At 70.7% G+C, this 18,345-nt stretch carries 13 protein-coding genes; 6 read left to right on the plus strand and 7 right to left on the minus strand.

Annotation, left to right across the window (positions count from 1 at the left end):
* Window positions 1-680: 680 nt before the first annotated feature.
* Window positions 681-947: a hypothetical protein gene (locus FIP57_RS20220; protein WP_148575363.1), complete on the minus strand. Its 267-nt coding sequence runs from the start codon at window positions 945-947 to the stop codon at window positions 681-683.
* Between the two features lie 1,111 nt (window positions 948-2,058).
* On the opposite strand from FIP57_RS20220, the gene FIP57_RS20225 reads away from it, so the two are divergent.
* Window positions 2,059-3,015 carry a class I SAM-dependent methyltransferase gene (locus tag FIP57_RS20225; RefSeq protein ID WP_148575364.1) on the plus strand — a complete coding sequence of 319 codons (957 nt, stop codon included), beginning with the start codon at window positions 2,059-2,061 and terminating at the stop codon, window positions 3,013-3,015.
* Window positions 3,016-3,361: 346 nt separating this feature from the next.
* Here the strand turns inward: FIP57_RS20225 and FIP57_RS20230 are convergent, their stop codons facing one another.
* The 4 genes from FIP57_RS20230 to FIP57_RS20245 all read right to left on the minus strand — a co-directional run bounded on the left by FIP57_RS20230 (window position 3,362) and on the right by FIP57_RS20245 (window position 8,610).
* Window positions 3,362-5,590, minus strand: coding sequence for an MMPL family transporter (locus FIP57_RS20230; protein ID WP_148575365.1), 2,229 nt, complete (start codon window positions 5,588-5,590; stop codon window positions 3,362-3,364).
* Between the two features lie 89 nt (window positions 5,591-5,679).
* Window positions 5,680-6,936, minus strand: a complete 1,257-nt coding sequence (locus FIP57_RS20235) for an alpha/beta hydrolase (RefSeq protein ID WP_148575366.1) — start codon at window positions 6,934-6,936, stop codon at window positions 5,680-5,682.
* A gap of 17 nt (window positions 6,937-6,953) precedes the next feature.
* Window positions 6,954-8,354 (minus strand): alpha/beta fold hydrolase, encoded by a 1,401-nt coding sequence (locus FIP57_RS20240; protein ID WP_148575367.1) that lies wholly within the window; start codon window positions 8,352-8,354, stop codon window positions 6,954-6,956.
* A 70-nt stretch (window positions 8,355-8,424) separates the two neighbouring features.
* Window positions 8,425-8,610: a hypothetical protein gene (locus FIP57_RS20245; RefSeq protein ID WP_148575368.1), complete on the minus strand. Its 186-nt coding sequence runs from the start codon at window positions 8,608-8,610 to the stop codon at window positions 8,425-8,427.
* A gap of 336 nt (window positions 8,611-8,946) precedes the next feature.
* On the opposite strand from FIP57_RS20245, the gene FIP57_RS20250 reads away from it, so the two are divergent.
* From FIP57_RS20250 to FIP57_RS20260, 3 genes are all read left to right on the plus strand, one after another.
* Window positions 8,947-9,225 (plus strand): heavy-metal-associated domain-containing protein, encoded by a 279-nt coding sequence (locus tag FIP57_RS20250; protein WP_148575369.1) that lies wholly within the window; start codon window positions 8,947-8,949, stop codon window positions 9,223-9,225.
* A 52-nt stretch (window positions 9,226-9,277) separates the two neighbouring features.
* The gene (locus FIP57_RS20255; protein ID WP_148575370.1) at window positions 9,278-10,738 is read left to right on the plus strand and encodes an MFS transporter; all 1,461 of its coding nucleotides are present in this window, start codon (window positions 9,278-9,280) and stop codon (window positions 10,736-10,738) included.
* A gap of 268 nt (window positions 10,739-11,006) precedes the next feature.
* The gene (locus tag FIP57_RS20260; protein ID WP_148575371.1) at window positions 11,007-14,360 is read left to right on the plus strand and encodes an AfsR/SARP family transcriptional regulator; all 3,354 of its coding nucleotides are present in this window, start codon (window positions 11,007-11,009) and stop codon (window positions 14,358-14,360) included.
* A 325-nt stretch (window positions 14,361-14,685) separates the two neighbouring features.
* Here FIP57_RS20260 and FIP57_RS20265 read toward each other — a convergent pair whose 3' ends face one another.
* Both FIP57_RS20265 and FIP57_RS20270 read right to left on the minus strand, forming a co-directional pair.
* Entirely contained in the window at window positions 14,686-15,708 is a 1,023-nt protein-coding gene (locus tag FIP57_RS20265; RefSeq protein WP_238993630.1) for an NAD(P)-dependent alcohol dehydrogenase, read from the minus strand.
* A gap of 134 nt (window positions 15,709-15,842) precedes the next feature.
* Window positions 15,843-17,273: an alpha/beta fold hydrolase gene (locus FIP57_RS20270; RefSeq protein ID WP_148575372.1), complete on the minus strand. Its 1,431-nt coding sequence runs from the start codon at window positions 17,271-17,273 to the stop codon at window positions 15,843-15,845.
* Window positions 17,274-17,401: 128 nt separating this feature from the next.
* Here FIP57_RS20270 and FIP57_RS20275 point away from each other — a divergent pair, with 128 nt between their 5' ends.
* Together FIP57_RS20275 and FIP57_RS20280 are read left to right on the plus strand one after the other, a co-directional pair.
* On the plus strand, window positions 17,402-17,740 hold the full coding sequence (locus tag FIP57_RS20275; protein WP_148575373.1) for a helix-turn-helix transcriptional regulator: 339 nt from the start codon (window positions 17,402-17,404) through the stop codon (window positions 17,738-17,740).
* A 101-nt stretch (window positions 17,741-17,841) separates the two neighbouring features.
* Complete coding sequence (locus tag FIP57_RS20280) at window positions 17,842-18,309, plus strand: hypothetical protein (protein ID WP_148575374.1); 468 nt, start codon at window positions 17,842-17,844, stop codon at window positions 18,307-18,309.
* Window positions 18,310-18,345 lie beyond the last annotated feature (36 nt).

Consider the following 18,345-nt stretch of genomic DNA (forward strand, 5'->3'; position numbering starts at 1 on the left):
GCCCGTACCGAATCAACGCCCGGTATTGGTGAACGCCGGCTCTGGTGCCGCAGCAAGCGACCGTTCGCGGAGCACTGCGAGCAACCGGCGCGCCGACGACCAACGCGGCGCCGTGCCGGCGGCCGATCACCGGACTCCCCGTCGCCGTCGCCCGTCGCCTCGGCACTCTTGATCATGGCGAGGAGCTCCCCGCTCGCCGTCGGCCGCGAATAGCACCGCTGCTGCAGTCACAAGCAACGCCGCGGCCGCCATCCCCGCAATCGCGACCGTCCCGGTGATCGGGTGGCCGTCGGCCGAGACCACCCGATACCCCACCTCCCAACTGACCCTCTCGCTGTCGGCGCTGGAAGCCGGGGTGGGACAAGCGCGTCACAGTCGGTCCGACGCCCGACGTCTACAAGGGCCGCGGCGGCTCCTCGCCCCGGGTCAGCGAGACCTGCGCGAACTCAGCGGATGTACTCGGTAAACCACGGCCGCAGCTCGCCGGGTGCCTCCAGAAGCCGGCGGCCAGAACGCCCGCGAGCACCACGACCACGGCGAACCTCGCCATGACCGACAGGGCGGGCGACCACGCGTGCCGCATGAACGCGGTCGGCGCCGGCGCCCCGAGGCCACGAGAGCCCGGCTCCCGCGCCCGGCGCGGTGCCCAGCACGGCGGTAGGAGGGGTGGTCGGAGCGGATCAGAGCAGCCACGACAGACCGATCCCGATCACGATGAGGACCCCCACGGTCAGGGCGATCACCAGCGGAACCCACGAGCCGGCCGCCAGCCCGGCTGGGGCATCACCGACGTCCTCGCTCCCACCGGGAGCCTCGTCAGTCGGGTCATCAGCTCGGTCGTCGGTCCGGTCGTCGGACGGTGATTGCTCGTTCTGAAGGCGGGTCGGCTCGTCCTTGGATGTCGTCGTACGCACCACCGGAAGCGAGTCGTCTTGGTACTTGGCCACCACACTCCACCCTTTCCTCGACGACGACCTGTAGGCCCAGTGAGTCCCGCAGGTGCGGCACAACCCGGGCAGCGCAAGCGGCGCCCGCTTAGGCGGGCACCATGGAACACCGCCGGACACCAACTTACTATCCCGCTTAGGAGTAGGTTGCGGGCGGTGCCCGAGCGCGCGTCAAGCACGCGTGCGCAGCAAGACGGGAGGGCGCGCGGCAGGGTCGGCTGCGCCCGGCCGTCGCCGGTGTTCGTCGCGACCTCCACCCTGGCCGGCATGGACATGTCGCGCTCGATCGCGATCGGTTCCGCGGTCGCGGTCGCCGCCGTAGCCGCTTTCGGCCTGGGCACCCGGTGCTTGCTGCCGGACGAGCCGCTTGACAGGTCCTACCAGGGCTCGCCGGGCGCTCCGTGGCGGTGGTCATCGTGCCTGTGTCCGGGGAGACCCGGGAGTGTTTCCAACCAAGAGCTCTGAGTGGACGCCACGTACGCGGCGCTCTCTGCCGGGTCCGTGGCCGTGGGTCGCCGGCTCCTTGGGGACGTGTACGCGCTGAGCTGTTGCGAACCAGGCTGGCAGAGCGGACCGACCCCCGATTGCGCCCGGACTTCGCCACTACGCCCGCGGGTTGGCAGACGCGGCCAAGGGTGTGTCGGCAGCCAATCCCAGAATCGCACGAGGCCGGGGGAGGTTGCTCATCGAGCACCAGGAGCGTCGTTTAGCGTGCAGGCACTGGTGCGGCGCAGAGCGCGTTCAGCAGGGCAAAGTGCCCACGTTCGGTGGACGCCCGCTGAGATGTCCCGATGTGAGCGCCGAATTTCTCCGAGCCTCTGGTGCGCTCTCACATTGGCTCGTCGTGTCTGAGACCGGGGACCACTTGGCCCTCATCCTTCGGAGGCGCTGTGGTGCTCGAGCGCGATCGTTTTGGTCGATGCGTCAGCGGGCATGACGATCGACACGACGAGGGCCGCACAGGAGAGTACCGGTCGCATCTACGATCCAGGGCAGAACCCCAACCCGCATCTGGAGTCGCAAGTCTTGTGAATGCCACGGGCCGGTGCGCAGCAGACATCGCGATTGGTGCCAACTTCGGTGAGCAACTCACACCACTACAGGAGCGAGGGTGACCAACCGCAGGTACGGCGAGATCCTGGCCTGGCTGGAGACCGAGCCGGGAATCGACGAGCTGATCGAGCGGTTCCCAGGGGAGTGGCAAAGCCTGCGTTCGGAGGCCGCCGCGCAAGGAAGATCCGGCGGCGAAGGTTTGCGCGAGTACATTCACAACTCGCTCAAGCCGGTCCGCCCAACGCGTGGCCATGCGCCTCCCCAGCACGTCCTCGTCGCACAGGAGGTGCGTCGGCGGATGCTCCTCGAGATCCTGAGGCAGGAGAATCTCAGAGCCGAGACCGGACGTGCCAGCGGAACTCTCCGCTTCAACCGCATGAACGCTTGGATCCTTCAACGCCTCTTTTTCGAGGAAGGGCTCCGGCGGAAGCCTGTATCGATGGCGGCCTATCGACTTCTGTGGCCGCTGACTCCGCAGCGCTCCCTGTTGCTGCCCCTGGTACGTCGTCAGGGGATCTATTGCTTCTACAGCCGCCCGTTCCTCGCGGGTCTCGATCGGATCATTGGCGGCCGAAAGTGTCTCGAGATCGGCGCAGGCGACGGAACCCTCGCTCGTCTTCTCCGTGCTCGGGGGGTCGAAGTAACGGCAACCGACGACTTCAGCTGGTCTGCACATGTGGATTTCGACGCGACGCTTGTCGACCGACTCGACGCCCGAAGGGCACTTCGCCGTCACGCCCCAGAGGTGGTGATATGTTCGTGGCCCCCTGCCAGAAATGATTTCGAGCGGCACGTCTTCGAGACGGATTCCGTACAATCGTTCGTCGTCATCACAAGTAGCGCAGACGCTGACGCCAGCGACTGGCAGGCGTATCAGAATCAGAGTGACTTCGTCATGCGTTTCGACCGGCGCATGTCAAGGCTGGTGCTTCCAAACGGCCGCAACCGTGTGTACATCTTCACGCGCAGGCAGCCCGAAGCTGGGCACGAGAAATTGCCTGGTCCGAGTTCGTGACCGTCTCCAGAACTCTTGGAACGTGCGCTGGGGGCGATGCCGCGGCCGGCGCCTCCGACCGGCGCAGGCCAGTTGTGCGGACCGGAAGGACGCCGAACCGTGGTGCCGCTTCGCCTGCCTCGGAAAAGCCGCCACTCGCCACCGTGGGCACCATGACGTGCGCCGACGACCTCACGAGTCGCTCCCCATCACGGCGCAGGCCGCAGACACCGCCGCCAGCCCCGTCACTCCTGGGGCTGGCGGCGTGCCTTCCGGAGGCGCCACCACACGTGCGCCGACGGCCTGAGATCAACATGCTGGTGCATCGGCAGCGACCCAAATAGAGGTCAGTCCTCAGTCCCTTCGATCATCGGTGCGCCCCTCCGGTGAGCCCGGCGTGGTGGTAGTGGCCGATGGCCGGGCCCCCGGCGAGCGGCTCGGTTGAGCGGCCGTTGTCCGGCTCGGCATCGTCGTGAGGGTCGAGGTCGACTGCCGGCATCCACCGCTTCAGCCACCGGGGAAGCCACCAGGCGCGGTCGCCGAGCAGCGCCATCGCGGCGGGAACGAGCACCATGCGGCCGAGGGTGACGTCGAGCAGCACCGCGATCGACAGACCCACACCGAAGAGCTTGGTGGTGGCGTCGGTGGCGAGGATGAAGGCGGCGAAGATCGCGATCATGATGACCGCGGCGCTGGTGATGATGCGTCCGGTGGCGCCGACTCCTTCCAGGACGGCGCGGTGGGCGTCGTGATGGCGCTGGTACTGCTCGCGGACGCGGCTGAGGAGGAAGACCTCGTAGTCCATCGAGAGGCCGAACAGGATCGCGAACATCAGCATCGGCGCCAAGGGCATGATCGGCATCTCGCTGTGGACGCCGATGAGGTCGGCGGCCCAGCCCCACTGGAAGATCGCGACCACGACGCCGTAGGAGGCGCCGATGGCGAGCAGGTTCAGCACCGCAGCCTTTACCGGCACCAGGATCGAGCGGAACACCATGGCCAGCAGCAGGAACGAGAGCCCGATGACCACGGCGAGGAACAACGGCATCCGGTCCGCCAGCCTGGTGGAGACGTCGACGGTGAGCGCGGTGCCGCCGGTGACGAAGGCCGTCACCTCGTGCTCATTGGTCAGGTCGGGCAACGTCCGGTCGCGCAGCTGGTCCAGCAGGAGGGCGGTGTCCTCGTCCTGGGGTGAGGTGGTCGGGGTCAGGGTGAGCACGGCGAGGTCGCCTGCGTCGTTGAGGACGGGGGCGGAGACCGCCGCGACCCCGGGAAGTGCGGCGGTGGTCGCCCGGACGTTGTCGGCAACCGTCGCGGGGACCGGCTGGTCGTCGCCGTCGAGGACGACGAGCAGGGGACCGTTGGTGCCGGGACCGTAGGCGTCGGCGATGAGATCGTAGGCCTGCCGGGTGGTGGCGTGCTCGGGGTCGTTGCCGGCGTCAGGGAACGCGAGCCGCATCGAGAGAGCCGGCACCGCGAGGGTGACCAGGATCGCGGCGGCAGCGAGCCCGAAGACCACCGGCCGGGCGACGACGGCGCGCACCCACCGGACCGTGACGCCTTCGCGGGTCGTGTGACGCCCCAGCAGCGGGACCTTGAGGCTGTTCACCCGGGTCTTGAGGATGCCTAGCAGCGCCGGGAGCAGCGTCAGCGCGGCGAGCATCGTGACCGCGACCATGATCGCCGCGCCCCAGCCCATCATGGCGAGCATCGGGATGCCCGAGACCTGGACGCCGGCGATGGCCAGGACGACGGTGCTGCCGGCGAACAGCACCGAGAGCCCAGCGGTGGCGTTGGCCCGGCCGATCGCGTCCGGCACGCCCATGCCGGCCTCGAGGTTCTGCCGGTGCCGGCTGAGGATGAACAGCGCGTAGTCGATGCCGACGCCCAAGCCGAGCATCAGTCCGATGACGTTCGCGATCTCGGGGACGGGAAAGGCGCCGGCGAGGACGCCCAGGACGCTGGTGCCAATCAGGGTGGCGAGCAGGGTGACGCCGATCGGGAGGCTCATCGCGACCAGCGAACCGAACACGACGACGAGGACGACGACGGCGATCAGGAGGCCGAGGGTTTCGCTGCCCTCCTCTTCGGTGGCGGTGGCGTAGCCGAGGGCGCCGTCGTACTCGACCTGGACGCCGGCCTCACGCAGCGGCGCCACCGCGTCGTCGGCGGCTTCCAGCGCCTCGGCGCCGGTCGTCTCGGTGTCGTACCCGATGGTCGCGATCGCCGTGGTCCCGTCCTCGCTGAGGGTGGGTCCACGTGGGTCGAACGGGTTGGTGACCGAGACGACGTGCGGCCCGTCGGCCAGCGCCGCGACGGCCGTCTCGATGGCGTTGCGCACCGGTGGGCGGTCCAGGCCGCGGTCGTCGTGGAGGACGACGTTGGAGGTGTACAGGGTCTGCTGGGGGAACCGGTCTTTCAGCAGGTCGGCGCCGACTTGGGACTCGGCACCGGGGAGGCGGAAGGTGTCGTCGGTGTCGCCACCGATCGCGGAGTTGGCGGCCAGCGCGATCAGGGCGGCGGCCAACCAGAGGGCGAGGACCCGCCACGGGTGGCGCCCGGCGCCACGTCCGATGCGGTACAGCAGTGCAGACATGTCGTGCTCCTTCGGGTGAGTGATTCATCTGTGGTGGTGCTTCTTGTGCGGTCGTGCGGTCTTGCAGGGGTGTGCAGGGTGGCGGCTGCTCACCCGGCCGGGCTGGGAGCGGGCAGGAGGGCGCCGTCGAAGTGGGTCAGGACCCGCCGGGTGTACTCGGTGGGCCGTTCGGCGAGTCCGGCGGTGTGGGCGGTGTCGGGGAGTGGCCACAGGGTGGTGGTAGGTCCTCCGGCGTGGGCGTACCTGGCGTTGAGGGCGAGCTCCTGCTCGATCGAGCCGCCGGCGATCAGCAGCACCGGGCGGGGTGCGATGGCGGTGGCGGCGTGGGTGAGCGGTGGCTGTGCGTGCTCGCCGGTGAGCGCTCGGGCGGTGGCGTACATCGGCAACAACGAGAGCGCGGTCAGTGCGCCGTCGGGCCGGTCGGCGAACCCCTGTGCGGTTGCGCCGTCGGCGACGACGGCGTCGACGCGGGGGTCGTGGGCGGCGACCTCGAGGGCGACGTCCGCGCCGGTGGAGAGTCCCAGGAGCCCGATGCCGTTCTCGACGTCGGGGCGGGCCGCGAGGTAGTCCAGGGCGGCGTCGACGTCCGGTCCCCAGGTCCAGCCCCACCCGTTGGGGACGCCATCGCTGGCGCCGGTGCCCCGGGCGTCGTAGACCAGGACGCCGTAGCCGTTGTCGGCGAGCATCCGGGCGTGGGCGTCCACGGCCGGGTGGTCGCCTCGCGCGGTGCTGAGCAGCACGACGGCCGCGCCGTTCGCCGACGGGTGGTACCAGGCGGCGAGCCGGACGTCGTCGGTCGTGTGCAGCTCGACCCGACCGAACGAGATTGCGGGCGGCGGGGCCGGCGCTCGACGCGGGAGGTGGACCTGCACCGTGCCGACCGCGACCGGGACCAGAACAGTGAGGCTCACCGTCGCCGCGGCCAGGGCGGTGACCCCGTGCCGGACGACGCGTGCGGCGCGACCGCCCGCTGAGCGAGGGCGCCGCACGAGTGCTGCGGCCGCAAGCACCAGGAGCCCGACGCCGCCGAGCAGCATCCCGGTGCCGGTCACGTCGGCCCCGTCGACGTGGGTCTGCGTCGCGTGCAGCAGATGGGTCGCGCCGTGCGCGGACGCGACGGTTCCCAGGATGGAGGCGACCAGCGAGGACAGCCATGGCCGCCTGCTGCGGAACGCCGCGGTGCCGAGAGCGACGAGCCCGACCAGCACCGCCGAGCTCGCGACGCGGGGCTGCCACCCGACACCGGCCGGAACCCGGAGCAGCGCCTCGTCGACGACATGCACCAGCACCAGCACCGCTGCGACCGTGAACCCGGTGAAGGCGGTGGGGACGGTGCGGGCGGTCATCGGACGCTCCTGTCGTCTCAGCGGGAGGTGAGCGGGGTCCCGGTGCGGACCGAGGAGATGACCTCGGTGATCGCGCGGACCGACGCGGCGGCGGGGTCGACGTCCTCGAGCAGCCCTTCGTGGCTGGAGTCGACAGTGCTGTGGATCGCGTTCGGTGACAGCGCGGCGAGCGCGTCCTGGGCGGCGACCCACCCTTCGGTGTTCGTGCTGGTCGCGGACGCGGTCAACACGGCAAGCGGCCGGTCACCGAACGTGCTGAGCGCCTGGGCCTGGGAGAACACCTCGGGGATGACCGAGACCTCGTCGCGCTGGTTCCGGTACGCCTTCGGCGCCGACGACAGCGCGTCGACGATCTCGGCGTCCGCAGCCGGCAGGTGGGAGGTTCCAGGGGCTAGCTGCCCCAGGCCCAGCCGGCTCAGGGTCGGCAGCAGCGAGAACGCGCGGCACATCATGGCGTACTGGCCGGAGAAGGCGGGCATCCGGGCGAACTGGTCCGGGCTCGAGCTGTCCAGCAGCACCAGACCGGCCACCTGCTCGGGGTACTGGGCGGCGTAGGTCATCGCGTACGTTCCGCCGGTGGAGTGCCCGACCAGCACGTACGGGCCGCGCTCACCGGCCTCAGCCAGCAGGGTGTGCAGCTCTTCAGCCGACTGGACGCCGTCCCGGGGACTCGCAGCCTCCTCGCTCCAGCCCTGTCCGGCGCGGTCGTAGGCGCAGACCCGGGTGGTCGTCGCCACGGGGCCGGTGATCCGTGCCCAGGACGCCGAGGACCCGCCAAGCCCGTTGGAGAGCACCACGGTGGGGGAGCCCTCGCCGTAGCAGTCCAGGTGCAGCCGGTGACCGCCGACGTCGTACAACGTCCCCGGGGCGGCGGCCAGCTCGTTGGTGGTGCCCGCGACGTTGTTGTAGCTGGCGCCGATCGAGGCAAGGGCCAGCACCGCAAGCACGGAGGTGAGCACCCAGCGCGCCTTCCTGGTCACCGAGCGGCGCATCTGGACGACCATCCACACCGTCAGCGCGAGCATGAGCGGCGGCCAGACCCAGTTCAGCGCGGTCATCGTCTGCCCACCGGGGGAGAAGGCCACCAGCGCGGCGCCCGTGGCCCCCATCGCGACCGCCGGGACGGCCGCCCACCGCTGCGGCTGCCCGGTGCGGCGCACAGTGAGAGTGGCCAGCAGCGTCCAACCCAGGCCGAACCCGAGCAGCAGCGCCCCCGTGATGGTGGCCTCCGTGCCGCCTGCGAACACGACGAGTGCGAGCAGCAGCGCGGCGGCGGCGCCGGCGACGATCGAGGCGACGATGGTGCGCCCAGCCGAGCGCCGCTGTCCGGTGGCCGGGGTCGTCCGAGGTGTGCCTGGCCCGTCAGGGGTGTGGGCTGGGTCGTGCGGGTGGCTGGTCGGTTGGGTCTGGGCGCTCATCGCGTCTCCTTGATCGGTTGGTTTGCTTGGCCTGTCGAGCGTGGACGCAGACGGCGGTCCTCCACGCCGGTCAGATGGCCGGGATCGCGTCGGAGAAGACGGTCACAACATGGGCTCTGCGTTCGGACCCAGAGCGGAACATTTGCGAGAAGTCGCCGGCGTAGTAGCCGTTGTGCGGGTGCCGGATCCGGTTGGTGTAGCTGCCGGACTCTTCTTCGATGAACCGTGAGGCCGCCATCTCGAACACTTCCTTCATCTACTTCTTGTCGGTTGGTCCGGAGGCTCCGGGCCGCTGGGTGATGACCTCACGCTCAGCCAGCGGCCTTGCCCCGCCCTGTCCAGCCGCTGTCCACCCCGGCCAGGGGTCGGACAGCGGCGTCGCGACACTTGCCGGCCAGCACCTGGCGGCCCACCCGCATGACGCGACGGCGAGTGCTGCTGCCACCCGGGCAACCGAAACCAGGTGCGACCGAAGTCGGCCTGACGTCAGTCAGGGAGGAGCTGCATCGCTGGGGCCGGACAGCGTGCGGACAGCACGGCCGCGCAGCCTGAAGCGCATCAGAGCCGAAGAAGTGCCGAAAGCGAGCCCGTCATGCGTCAGCTCAACCTGTTCGTCGACGGCATGAGCCGCCGCCGCTGCGTGCGCGAAGTGACCGCGCGGCTCCGCGACGTCGCCGGGGTGGAAACGGTCACCGCCGACCCGAGCGACTGCATGGTCCGACTCTCCGGCTCCATGCGGCTCGCCGACGTGGTGGCCGCGTTCACCGGCACCACCTACCGACCCGAGTTGAAGTTCGCCACCGACAACGCGAGCGGCGACACCGACGACGACGACAGCGGTAGGACAGCGGTTGGCAAGTCATTGCCCTGAGGTTGGCCGCCCAGCCGACGAAGGCTGGGTCGTCACCACAGAAGGGCACTTCATGTCTACAACGCATCCCACCGAAGAAACCCGAAGGAGCCGCCGCTGGCTTGCTCTCGGGGTCATCGCCGCAGCGCAGTTCATGGTCATCATGGACACCTCCATCATCGGTGTCGCGCTGCCGAAGATGCAGCACGACCTCGGGTTCACCCCCCAGGGGCTCTCCTGGGTGTTCAACGCCTACGTCGTCGCGTTCGGCGGGCTGCTGCTGCTCGGCGGTCGGCTCTCGGACCTGTTCGGCGCCCGCCGCATCTTCACCCTGGGGTGGGTCATCCTGGCCGCCGGGTCGCTGATGGCGGGGTTCGCCGGAAACGTCCCCGTCGAGCTCGCCGGCCGCGCCGTCCAGGGCGCCGGGTCTGCACTGATCGCACCGGCCGCGCTGACGCTGCTGTTCATGTGCTTCGGGTCCTCGCCGAAGGAGCTCACACGAGCGTTGGCGCTGTACGGCGCCGCCGCACCCGCTGGAGGTACGGCCGGGGTGTTCCTCGGCGGCCTGCTCACTGAGTACGCCTCGTGGCCATGGGTGTTCTTCGTCAACGTGCCCCTGGCCGTCATCGTGCTTGGCGTGACCCGTGCGGTGCTCCCCGCCGGAATGACGCGCCACGGTCACCTGAGCCTCACCAGCGCCGCCACCGTCACCACTGGGCTCGCCGCGGTGGTGTTCGCCGTGGTGCGCGCCCCGCAGGCCGGCTGGACCTCCGCGGCGACCCTGGCCGCCGGGCTCGGCGGGCTGGCGCTGCTCGGGATCTTCGTTGCTCTGCAGGCACGGCTGCGGGAGCCGCTGATGCGGCTCGGCATCTTCACCGCACCGAACCTTGCCGCCGCCAACGCCGCCCAGTTCCTGCTCGGGGCGGCGTGGATCCCGATGTTCTTCTTCCTCAACCTGTACCTGCAGCAGGTCCTCGGACTGGGCGCCTTCGCCAGCGGCGCGGCGCTGCTGCCGCTGACAGTCACCATCATGGTCGGCATGATCGGTGCCGCCCCGCGCCTCATCGCTCGCTTCGGCCCCAAGACGATGACGGTCACCGGGCACGCGACCTTGGCCGGCGGCCTGCTCTGGTTGTCGCTCATCCGCCCGGACGGCAGTTTCAGCGTCGACGTGCTGCCCGCCAGCCTGCTCGCCGCGGCCGGCATGGCGATGGCGTTCATCCCCTCCCTCGGGACGGCGCTGTCCTCGGCCGCCCCCGAGGAGGGCGGTCTCGCCTCGGGCATCGTGAGCACCAACTACCAGGTCGGCTCCGCGCTCGGGCTGGCCGCGATGACCGCACTTGCGGCCGCGTTCGGCGCCGACCAAGCCGGGAACACCGTCGCTCTCACTGACGGGTTCTCCGCCGGGCTGCTCGGCGCCGCCGGGATCGCCGCCGCCGGCGCTGTCCTGTCCTCGGTGTGGCTGCGGACCCCGCCGCAGCCCGACGAGCAGTCGCCCGACGCGACCGGGGAGCCGGAGCACGCCGCAGCCTGAGCCTCGTGGGGGTCGGCAACGGCGCCGGCCCCCACACGCCGCCGCAGACACACCGCCGGCCCGCCCACCCGTGGGCGGGCCGGCGGCGTGACGGACTCCCCGGCCTTCGTCAGCAACCCGATTTCGTCGGTCCGGCAGGCGGCACCGACATGTTTGTGACTGCAGTCCCGGGATCGTGGGCCATACGATGGCGCGGCGTAGACGTCTGGGCATTGCTCCACGAGCTGGCCCCGGAGCACGATGAAGTCGACCTGCGGATGGGACTGCCGTGAACGACGTGCGATACGGGCTGCTTGGGCCGATGGAGGTCACCGTCGGTGGCTCGCCGGTCAAGCTGCCCGGCACCGCGGAACGAGCTCTGCTCGCCCAGCTGCTGCTCAACCCCGGGCGCACCATCCCGGCCACGATGCTCGTCGACCGGTTGTGGTCGGAGTCCACGCTGCCGGTCGACCCGATGAACGCGCTGCAGATCCGGGTCTCTAAGCTCCGCCGGGCGCTGAAGGCGATCGACGTGGGTGACGTCGTCACCCGCGAAGGTGTCGGGTACCGCGCCACCATCGACCCCTCGTCGGTCGACGCCGTGGCCTTCGCCGAGCAGGTCCGGGAGGCACGGGCCGCCGCCGCGAACGCCGCCGACAACGGCGGGATACACCCGATGCATATGCAGGCCTACGACGAGGCACTCGCGTTGTGGCGCGGTGAGCCGCTCAGCGACTTCGTCACCGAGCAGTGGGCCACCGCCGAAGCCGCCCGGCTCACCGAGCTTCGTCTCTCGGCGTTGACCGAACGCGCGCAGGTGGCGCTTGCGTTGGGGCGGCACCTGGAAGTGATCGGTGACCTCGAACCTCTGGTCACCCAGGACCCGACGTTGGAGTCGCTCGCGGGGCTGCTGATGTTGGCGCTGTACCGCAGCGGCCGGCAGGCCGATGCCCTAGACGTGTACACCCGCACCCGGGAGGTTCTCGACGAGTCCCTGGGTCTGGAGCCGTCGGTGTCGTTGCGGTCACTGCACGAACGGGTGCTGCGTCAAGATGCCACCCTCGGTGGTCAGCACGACGTCGCACCTGCGCAGACCACGACCGGCGGCCCGGCCTCGAGCACCCTCGGCGCCGCGACCACCCCCGCCGCGCCCGCGACCATCACGGCACCCGGGCCACCGGCTCAACCCGGGGGGCCGTCCACCTCGTCTCCCACTGGTGCGGCCAGTGTCCCTTCCAGCGCTCCGGCGGCGGTCCCCCCCTCGATGCCAGGGCACCGGCCGCGCGGCGCGGAGGACCGGACGGCGTCGACGAACCTGCCCACCGTGCTCCGGCCGCTGATCGGCCGCGATGAGCTGCTGGACTCCATCGCCGAGCTCCTCGACGGTGTGCGGCTGCTGTCGCTGATCGGGCCGGGGGGCGCCGGGAAGACGTCGTTGGCGCTCGCCACCGTCGTCCGCGCCGCCGGCACCTACCCCGACGGCGCGTACGGGGTCCGGTTGGCGTCGGTCAACACCGGCGAGCAGGTGCCGGTCGCGGTCGCCGACGCGGTGGGCATGCCGATGGACGGGGCCGCCGCGATCCGCGACCTCCGGGACCGGCTGATCGCCTACCTGAGCCGGCGGCGCATGCTGCTGCTGTTCGACAACTGCGAGCACGTCGTCGACGCCGCGGCAGCGCTGATCGAGGACATCCTCAGCCGCTGCCCCGACGTCACCGTGATGGCGACCAGCCGCGAAGCGCTCGCCATTCCCGACGAGGTGCAAGTGACCGTGGGCCCGTTGGAAACCCCGCCGGCACAGACCCGGCCCGAGCGGGTGCTCGGCTACCCGGCGGCGCAGCTGTTGGCCGAACGGGCCCGCGCGGTCCGGCCCGGACTGGTGTTCGACGTCTCCGACCTTGCTGCGATCGGGGACATCACGCGCGCCCTCGACGGCATCCCGCTGGCCCTCGAGCTCGCCGCCGCCCGGGTTTCCTCGATGTCGCCGACCGAGGTGTCGCAGCGGCTCGCCGATCGGTTCGCGCTGCTCACCACCGGGGCGCGTACCGCCGAGGCGCGGCAGCAGACCCTGCGCGCCGCGGTCGACTGGAGCTACCAGCTGCTGCGCGAGACCGAGCAACAGGTCTTCGACCGGCTCTCCATCTTCCAAGGGGGATGGACGCTGATGTCGGCCGAGGCCGTCGTTGGTGACGAGGCGTCGCGGCCCGGTGAGGTCCTGGACACCATCGGTCGGCTGGTCGAGCGGTCGATGCTGGTGGTTGAACCGGGCCCCACCACCCGGTACCGGATGCTGGAGACGTTGCGCCAGTACGCCGCCGAACGGCTCGCCACGTCCGGCCAGGTCAGCGAGGTGGCGCGTCGGCACGCCAACTACTTCCGCGACGTCGTCGCACGCGCCGAGGTCGCACTCCGGGGCCACGAGCAACGCCAGACGCTGCGGATGCTGCGCGAGGAACAACCGAACATCCACGCCGCCCTGGCGTTCTTCAGCGGACCCGACGGGGACCGGGACGCGGCGCTGACGATGGCCGGCTCCCTCGGGATGTTCTGGCACCTCGGCCGCCACCTCGAAGGACGGCAGGTGCTGTCCCGGCTGGTGACCGGGGGAGGCGGCTCACCCGCCGCGCGCGCTCTGGCGCTGCAGGCGGTGTCCATCGTCGAACGGCCCCGCGGGTGCCTGGCCCATCCCAGTCCTCGGTGCGCCGAGACCGCGGCCGAGAGCCTGAGCCTGTTCGAGGAGCTGGGCGACGACTGGCACGCCGCCCTGTCCCGTGTCCTCCTCGCGGTCGAGGGAGTCACCGGAGCCGAGCCGGACCGGTCCCGGAGCCTGCTGGCCGCGGCGGAGGAGCAGTTCCGCCGCGATGGAGACCCGTGGGGCCCGGCGGTAATCGGGTTCATCCGCATGGAGACCGCGATGAAGGCCGGCGACGTCGATACCGCCGTCCGCCTGAGCCGGACCACGACCGCCGCGTTCCGCCAGCTCGATGACCCGTGGGGACTCTCCGCCACCCTGTACCACCTGGGGTGGGGGCTGCGGCAGGTCGGCCGGTTCGACGAAGCGGCCCGCGCTCTGGAGGAGGCGATCGACGTCGCCCGAGGTGCGGGGTTGTGGAACACCGTGCAGTGGGCGTTGGCCGATCTCGGCATCGAGAAGGTGCACCTGGGTGAGCTCGACGCCGCCCAACGCCTCTTCGACGAGGCCGCCGCCGCCTCCGTCGAGGTTGGTGACGGCGCTGGGGAGGTCCTCGCCGGATACGGCTACGGCCTCCTTGCTCACGTCGGCCGGGACTGGGCGGCAGCACGTCGCTACTACGCCGCCGCGGTGGATGGGTTCCACGGTCTGGCGACCCCGGTGATGGAAGGGGTGGCGCTGAACGGGGTGGCGCGTTGCGACGAAGCCGACGGTGACCTGGAGGCTGCGACCGCCGGCTACGAGCAGGCACTGGAGATCGGTCGGCGGACCGGGGAGCCGGCCGTGACGGCCTCGGCCCTCGAGGGGCTCGCCCAGATCGCCGCCGCCCGGGGCGACCGGCCTCGGGGCGTGGAACTGCTGTCTGGGGCGACCGACATCCGGACGCGATCCCACCGGCCGGCACCGCCGCACGAACGCCGCGACGTGGACGCTGTCGCCGGCACTGTCTGACCGCCATGTGCGGGCGCACTGGCTCGATCGGCGGGGCCATGACTGGGTGTGTCCGTACTCGGCGGCCGGGCGTCGGAGAGCTACCTTCACCGGATCTGGCTCCCTCAGTGGGAGCTCATCGACGCGGCGACCGACGCCGTGAATCACGACATCGACTGGACCTTCCGGCGACCACCCGATGCACCATCCGTTCCGCATCCATGCTGCTGGCCGCTTCCTGATCCTCAGCCGTGATGGGGTGATCGGGTGTTTCGGTGAGCTGGGCGGGGTGCGTTGATGGACGCTTCTCCCGGTTGACGTGCACGCCGGGCAGGGAGGTCGTCGCTCACACGCGGATGGCGACTTTGCCGCGGATCTCTCCTTCCTCCAGGAGCCGCATCGCGTCGCGTGCCTGGTCGAGCGGGTAGGTGCGGTCGAGGGTGGGGGTGAGCTGGCCTGTCTCGATGAGCCGGGTGAGGTGCTCGTAGTCAGCGCCGCGTTCAAGGGCCAGGAACAGCACAAGGCGTTGGCCGAGGAACGGTGAGAGGAGTGCGCCGCGTAGTTGCCGGCTCATGCCGGTGACGTTGCCGGCGCGCTCGCCGCCGACGAACACGACCGTCCCCTTCGGGGTCAGCGCCCGGCGCAGGCGACGGATGGGCGGGTTGCCGGCGATGTCCAGGATGACGTCGTACCGGCGGGTGCCGTCGGCCCAGTCGCGCGTCGTGTAGTCCAGCACGTGATGCGCGCCGAGTCCGGTGACGTAGGCGAGCTTAGCGCTGCTGCACACGCCGGTCACCTCCGCGCCCGACGTGCGGGCGAGCTGGACGGCGTAGCTGCCGACCCCGCCGGAGGCGCCGGTGACCAGCACCGACTGGCCAGGCTGGACCTTGGCGCGGGTTAGCGCCTGGTGTGCGGTGCCAGCCGAGATCGGCACCACGGCCGCTTCGGCAAAGCTCACGTTGGCTGGCTTGGGTGCGAGCTTGTCGGGGGTGGTGACGGCGTACTCGGCGAACGCGCCCGGCGCCACGCCGTACACCTCATCGCCCGGGGAGAACCGGGGCACCCCGGCGCCCACGTCGACGACGGTGCCCGCGACGTCACGGCCGGGCACCGGATTCCTCGGACGGCGGACGCCGAACCCGAGCCGCGCCGCATAGGGCTTGCCGGTCATCAAGTGTTCGGTGCCGCGGTCGAGGCCCGCCGCGTGCACCCGGATCAGAATCTGGTCGTCGCCGACGGTTGGCCTGGGCACCTGAGCGAGCCGGAGAACCTCCGCGTGGCCGTATCGATCTTGGGTGATGGCTCGCATCGTGCGCCGGTCCGTGCCGGTCGCGGCGCCGGGGCCGACGGGTGGGTTCCCGGCGCTCATCGTCGCGCTCCGCATCGGATCCCGGTGGTGATGACGATGTCCGGTGCGGCGACGTTGCTGCGTGCGTTCATGAGGAACTCCCTCCTGGTGGTGGTTCGGTTCTCAGACTCGGTCGCCGGTCCGGGGTGCGGTGATTACGTTCCTCGGCCGTCGGTGTTCAGCTGCTGGCCGGTACGGACGGAGGTGACGACGTCGCGGACGGCTTGGGTGACGTGGGCGGCATACTGCTCCTCGTCCTCGAGCCCTTGATGGGTGGCGCCCTCGACGACCTCGTGCACGCTGTTGGTCGACAACGTGGCCGACTCCTCCTGGTCGGTGAACCATGACGGCGGGTGCCCCTCCCCGGCGGTGAGCACGAACAGCGGCTTGTCACCGAAGTCGGTCAGCGTGGCGGCTTCCCGGGCCCCGCCGCCGCGCAGGTACTCCTCGACGACGCTGCGCACGGTGCTCGCCTGCGCGGTGTCGTACTTCAGCATCTCCTCGGAGCGGGGCGGGAGGGTGCCGGGCACCAGTTCGCCGTACAGCTGCGTCAGCCCGATGCGGGCCGAGAGGGACACCAGGGTGGCGAACCGGCCAACACCGTCATAGGAGCTGTCGTCCTCAGCGGGGATGACGGACTTCGCCGGCTCTTGGGAGGCGGTGGAGTCGATGAGGACCAGGCCGGCGACCTCGTCGGGGTAGTGCGCGGCGAAGGTGCGCACGTACAGCCCGCCGAAGGAGTGCCCCGCCAGCACGTAGGGGGCGGGGACGCCTGCCTCGTGGAGCAGCGCGTGCAGGTCGGTGGCGACCCGGGCGCCGTCCTGAGGGACGCCGGCGGGTTCGCTTCCCCCGCGGCCGGCGCGGTCGTAGACGCAGACCCGGGTCTGTTTCGCGACGGCGGGGGCGACCCATCCCATGCTCGCCGAAGTGCCGCCGGCGCCGGGTTCGAGGACGACGGTCGGGGATCCGGAGCCGGTGCAGCTCAGGTGCATCTGGTGTCCGCCGACGTCGATGAGGCGACCGGAGGTCAGATAGGGGTTGGTCTCGGTGGCTGAGCTCACCGTCTGCCAGCCACCGCCGACCGCGCACACGGCCAGGATCGTGAACACGGCGTAGAGCTGGACCCGGCCGGCGCGGCTGCGCATGTCGCGGTGCACGCGGATCACCATCCAGACCGCCAGGGCCTGCAGCACCGGTGGCCAGATCCAGGAGAGCACCTGCCGCATCGGTGAGCCGAACGCGAGCAGCAGCAACCCGCCGGCTCCCATGAACAGGGCGGGGGCCGCGGCCCAGTGTTGCGGCTGGTCGGTGAACCGGCGGGACAGCAGCCACAGCAGGGTCCACCCGAGTGCGAACCCGATGAGGACCGCGCCGGTGATCGCCGGTTCGGTGACCGGGATGAACGGCGCGGCGACCAGCAGCATCGCGGCGAGGACCCCGACCGTCAACGACGCGGCCACGATCCAGCCGAGGCGCCCTCGAGGCGCGGGGCGCGGGTCCGTGGCTGGGTGCTGGTCGGCGGCCGGAGCGGTAGGGGTCGTCGCCGACAGCACCGGCGAGGACGGGTCTCGGGAGAAGAGAGTCATGGCGCGCTTCTTCGCGTTGGCGTGGTGGCGAGCCCCGCCCCCGTGCCGACCTCGCCTTTCGACATCGGCAGGTCGTGACGGCTGCCACGGCGTACCGGTGACCCACCGAAACTACTACCATCTGATTCATGCAACAACCCGTAGGTATTGGGGACTTCAGGTGGCGGTTCCTCACCAACCACGCACATGTCCTGGAGCGCATCGCCGCGGACCCCACGTTGCGGCTGCGGGACATCGCGGCCGACGTTGGGATCACCGAGCGCGCTGCGGCGTCGATCGTCAACGACCTGGTCGACGCGGGCTACCTGACCAGGACTCGGGTCGGGCGCCGCAACACCTACGTCGTCCATGACGAGCTCCCGCTGCGGCACCCGCTCCACCGGCACCACACCGTCGGTGAGCTCATCCGGTTCCTCGAGGGACCGGCGAACGAGCCCGCGGCTGGGAGCAAGGGCAGGAACCAGTGAAGGTCGTGCTGGCCGCCGATGCGTGGCCACGGGGTGTTAGCGGTAGCCCGACGTCATGGCGGCCGGGGTGGCAGCATGCAGGCGTGCGGAGGTGACGCCTGATGGCTGTGCGCAACGAGCGGCACGAGGACCGGGACAACGGCCACAGCGTGGGCAGTGTGCGTGATCTGCGCGGTCCTCTTCTGGCCGGGTTCGTGGTCGGAGTGCTGCAGGTCTTGTCGCCCTTCGGCTTGTGGTGGCTGACGCCCGCGACCGTGTACGCGATGGGATTGGCGTTCATCGCAGCGGTCTACGTCGGGTTCAGCGTGGCCGATGGCCGCCCGCGCGTGATCGCCGTCGAATGCGTCGTGGCCGGAGCCTTCACGGTCGTCGCGGCAGCAGGAGTCACCGGCTCGGTGTGGATCCTGGTGGCCGGGTTCGCCGGCCACGCGGCCAAGGACTTCTGGCAACACCGGACCCGCTACGTCGACAACACCCGCTGGTGGCCGCCGTTCTGCGCCGTCGTCGACATCGTCGTGGCGGCCTCGATCGCGGCCGCCCTCCTGACGGGCGCGGGACTGGACGGCTGAGCGGTGCGGCCGCGCCCGGCGGCAAGGATCGAGCCC

This window comes from Nocardioides caldifontis (genome assembly GCF_008087345.1).
In the GTDB taxonomy this organism is placed as follows: domain Bacteria; phylum Actinomycetota; class Actinomycetes; order Propionibacteriales; family Nocardioidaceae; genus Marmoricola_A; species Marmoricola_A caldifontis.

What these genes read in the sequence shown, in the direction of transcription:
- FIP57_RS20250 (WP_148575369.1), top strand. Translation starts at nt 8,947, where the DNA reads ATGCGTCAGCTCAACCTGTTCGTCGACGGCATGAGCCGCCGCCGCTGC.
- FIP57_RS20235 (WP_148575366.1), bottom strand. Translation starts at nt 6,936, where the DNA reads ATGACCGCCCGCACCGTCCCCACCGCCTTCACCGGGTTCACGGTCGCA.
- FIP57_RS20245 (WP_148575368.1), bottom strand. Translation starts at nt 8,610, where the DNA reads ATGAAGGAAGTGTTCGAGATGGCGGCCTCACGGTTCATCGAAGAAGAG.
- FIP57_RS20275 (WP_148575373.1), top strand. Translation starts at nt 17,402, where the DNA reads ATGCAACAACCCGTAGGTATTGGGGACTTCAGGTGGCGGTTCCTCACC.
- FIP57_RS20280 (WP_148575374.1), top strand. Translation starts at nt 17,842, where the DNA reads ATGGCTGTGCGCAACGAGCGGCACGAGGACCGGGACAACGGCCACAGC.
- FIP57_RS20230 (WP_148575365.1), bottom strand. Translation starts at nt 5,590, where the DNA reads ATGTCTGCACTGCTGTACCGCATCGGACGTGGCGCCGGGCGCCACCCG.
- FIP57_RS20265 (WP_238993630.1), bottom strand. Translation starts at nt 15,708, where the DNA reads ATGAGCGCCGGGAACCCACCCGTCGGCCCCGGCGCCGCGACCGGCACG.
- FIP57_RS20255 (WP_148575370.1), top strand. Translation starts at nt 9,278, where the DNA reads ATGTCTACAACGCATCCCACCGAAGAAACCCGAAGGAGCCGCCGCTGG.
- FIP57_RS20240 (WP_148575367.1), bottom strand. Translation starts at nt 8,354, where the DNA reads ATGAGCGCCCAGACCCAACCGACCAGCCACCCGCACGACCCAGCCCAC.
- FIP57_RS20270 (WP_148575372.1), bottom strand. Translation starts at nt 17,273, where the DNA reads ATGACTCTCTTCTCCCGAGACCCGTCCTCGCCGGTGCTGTCGGCGACG.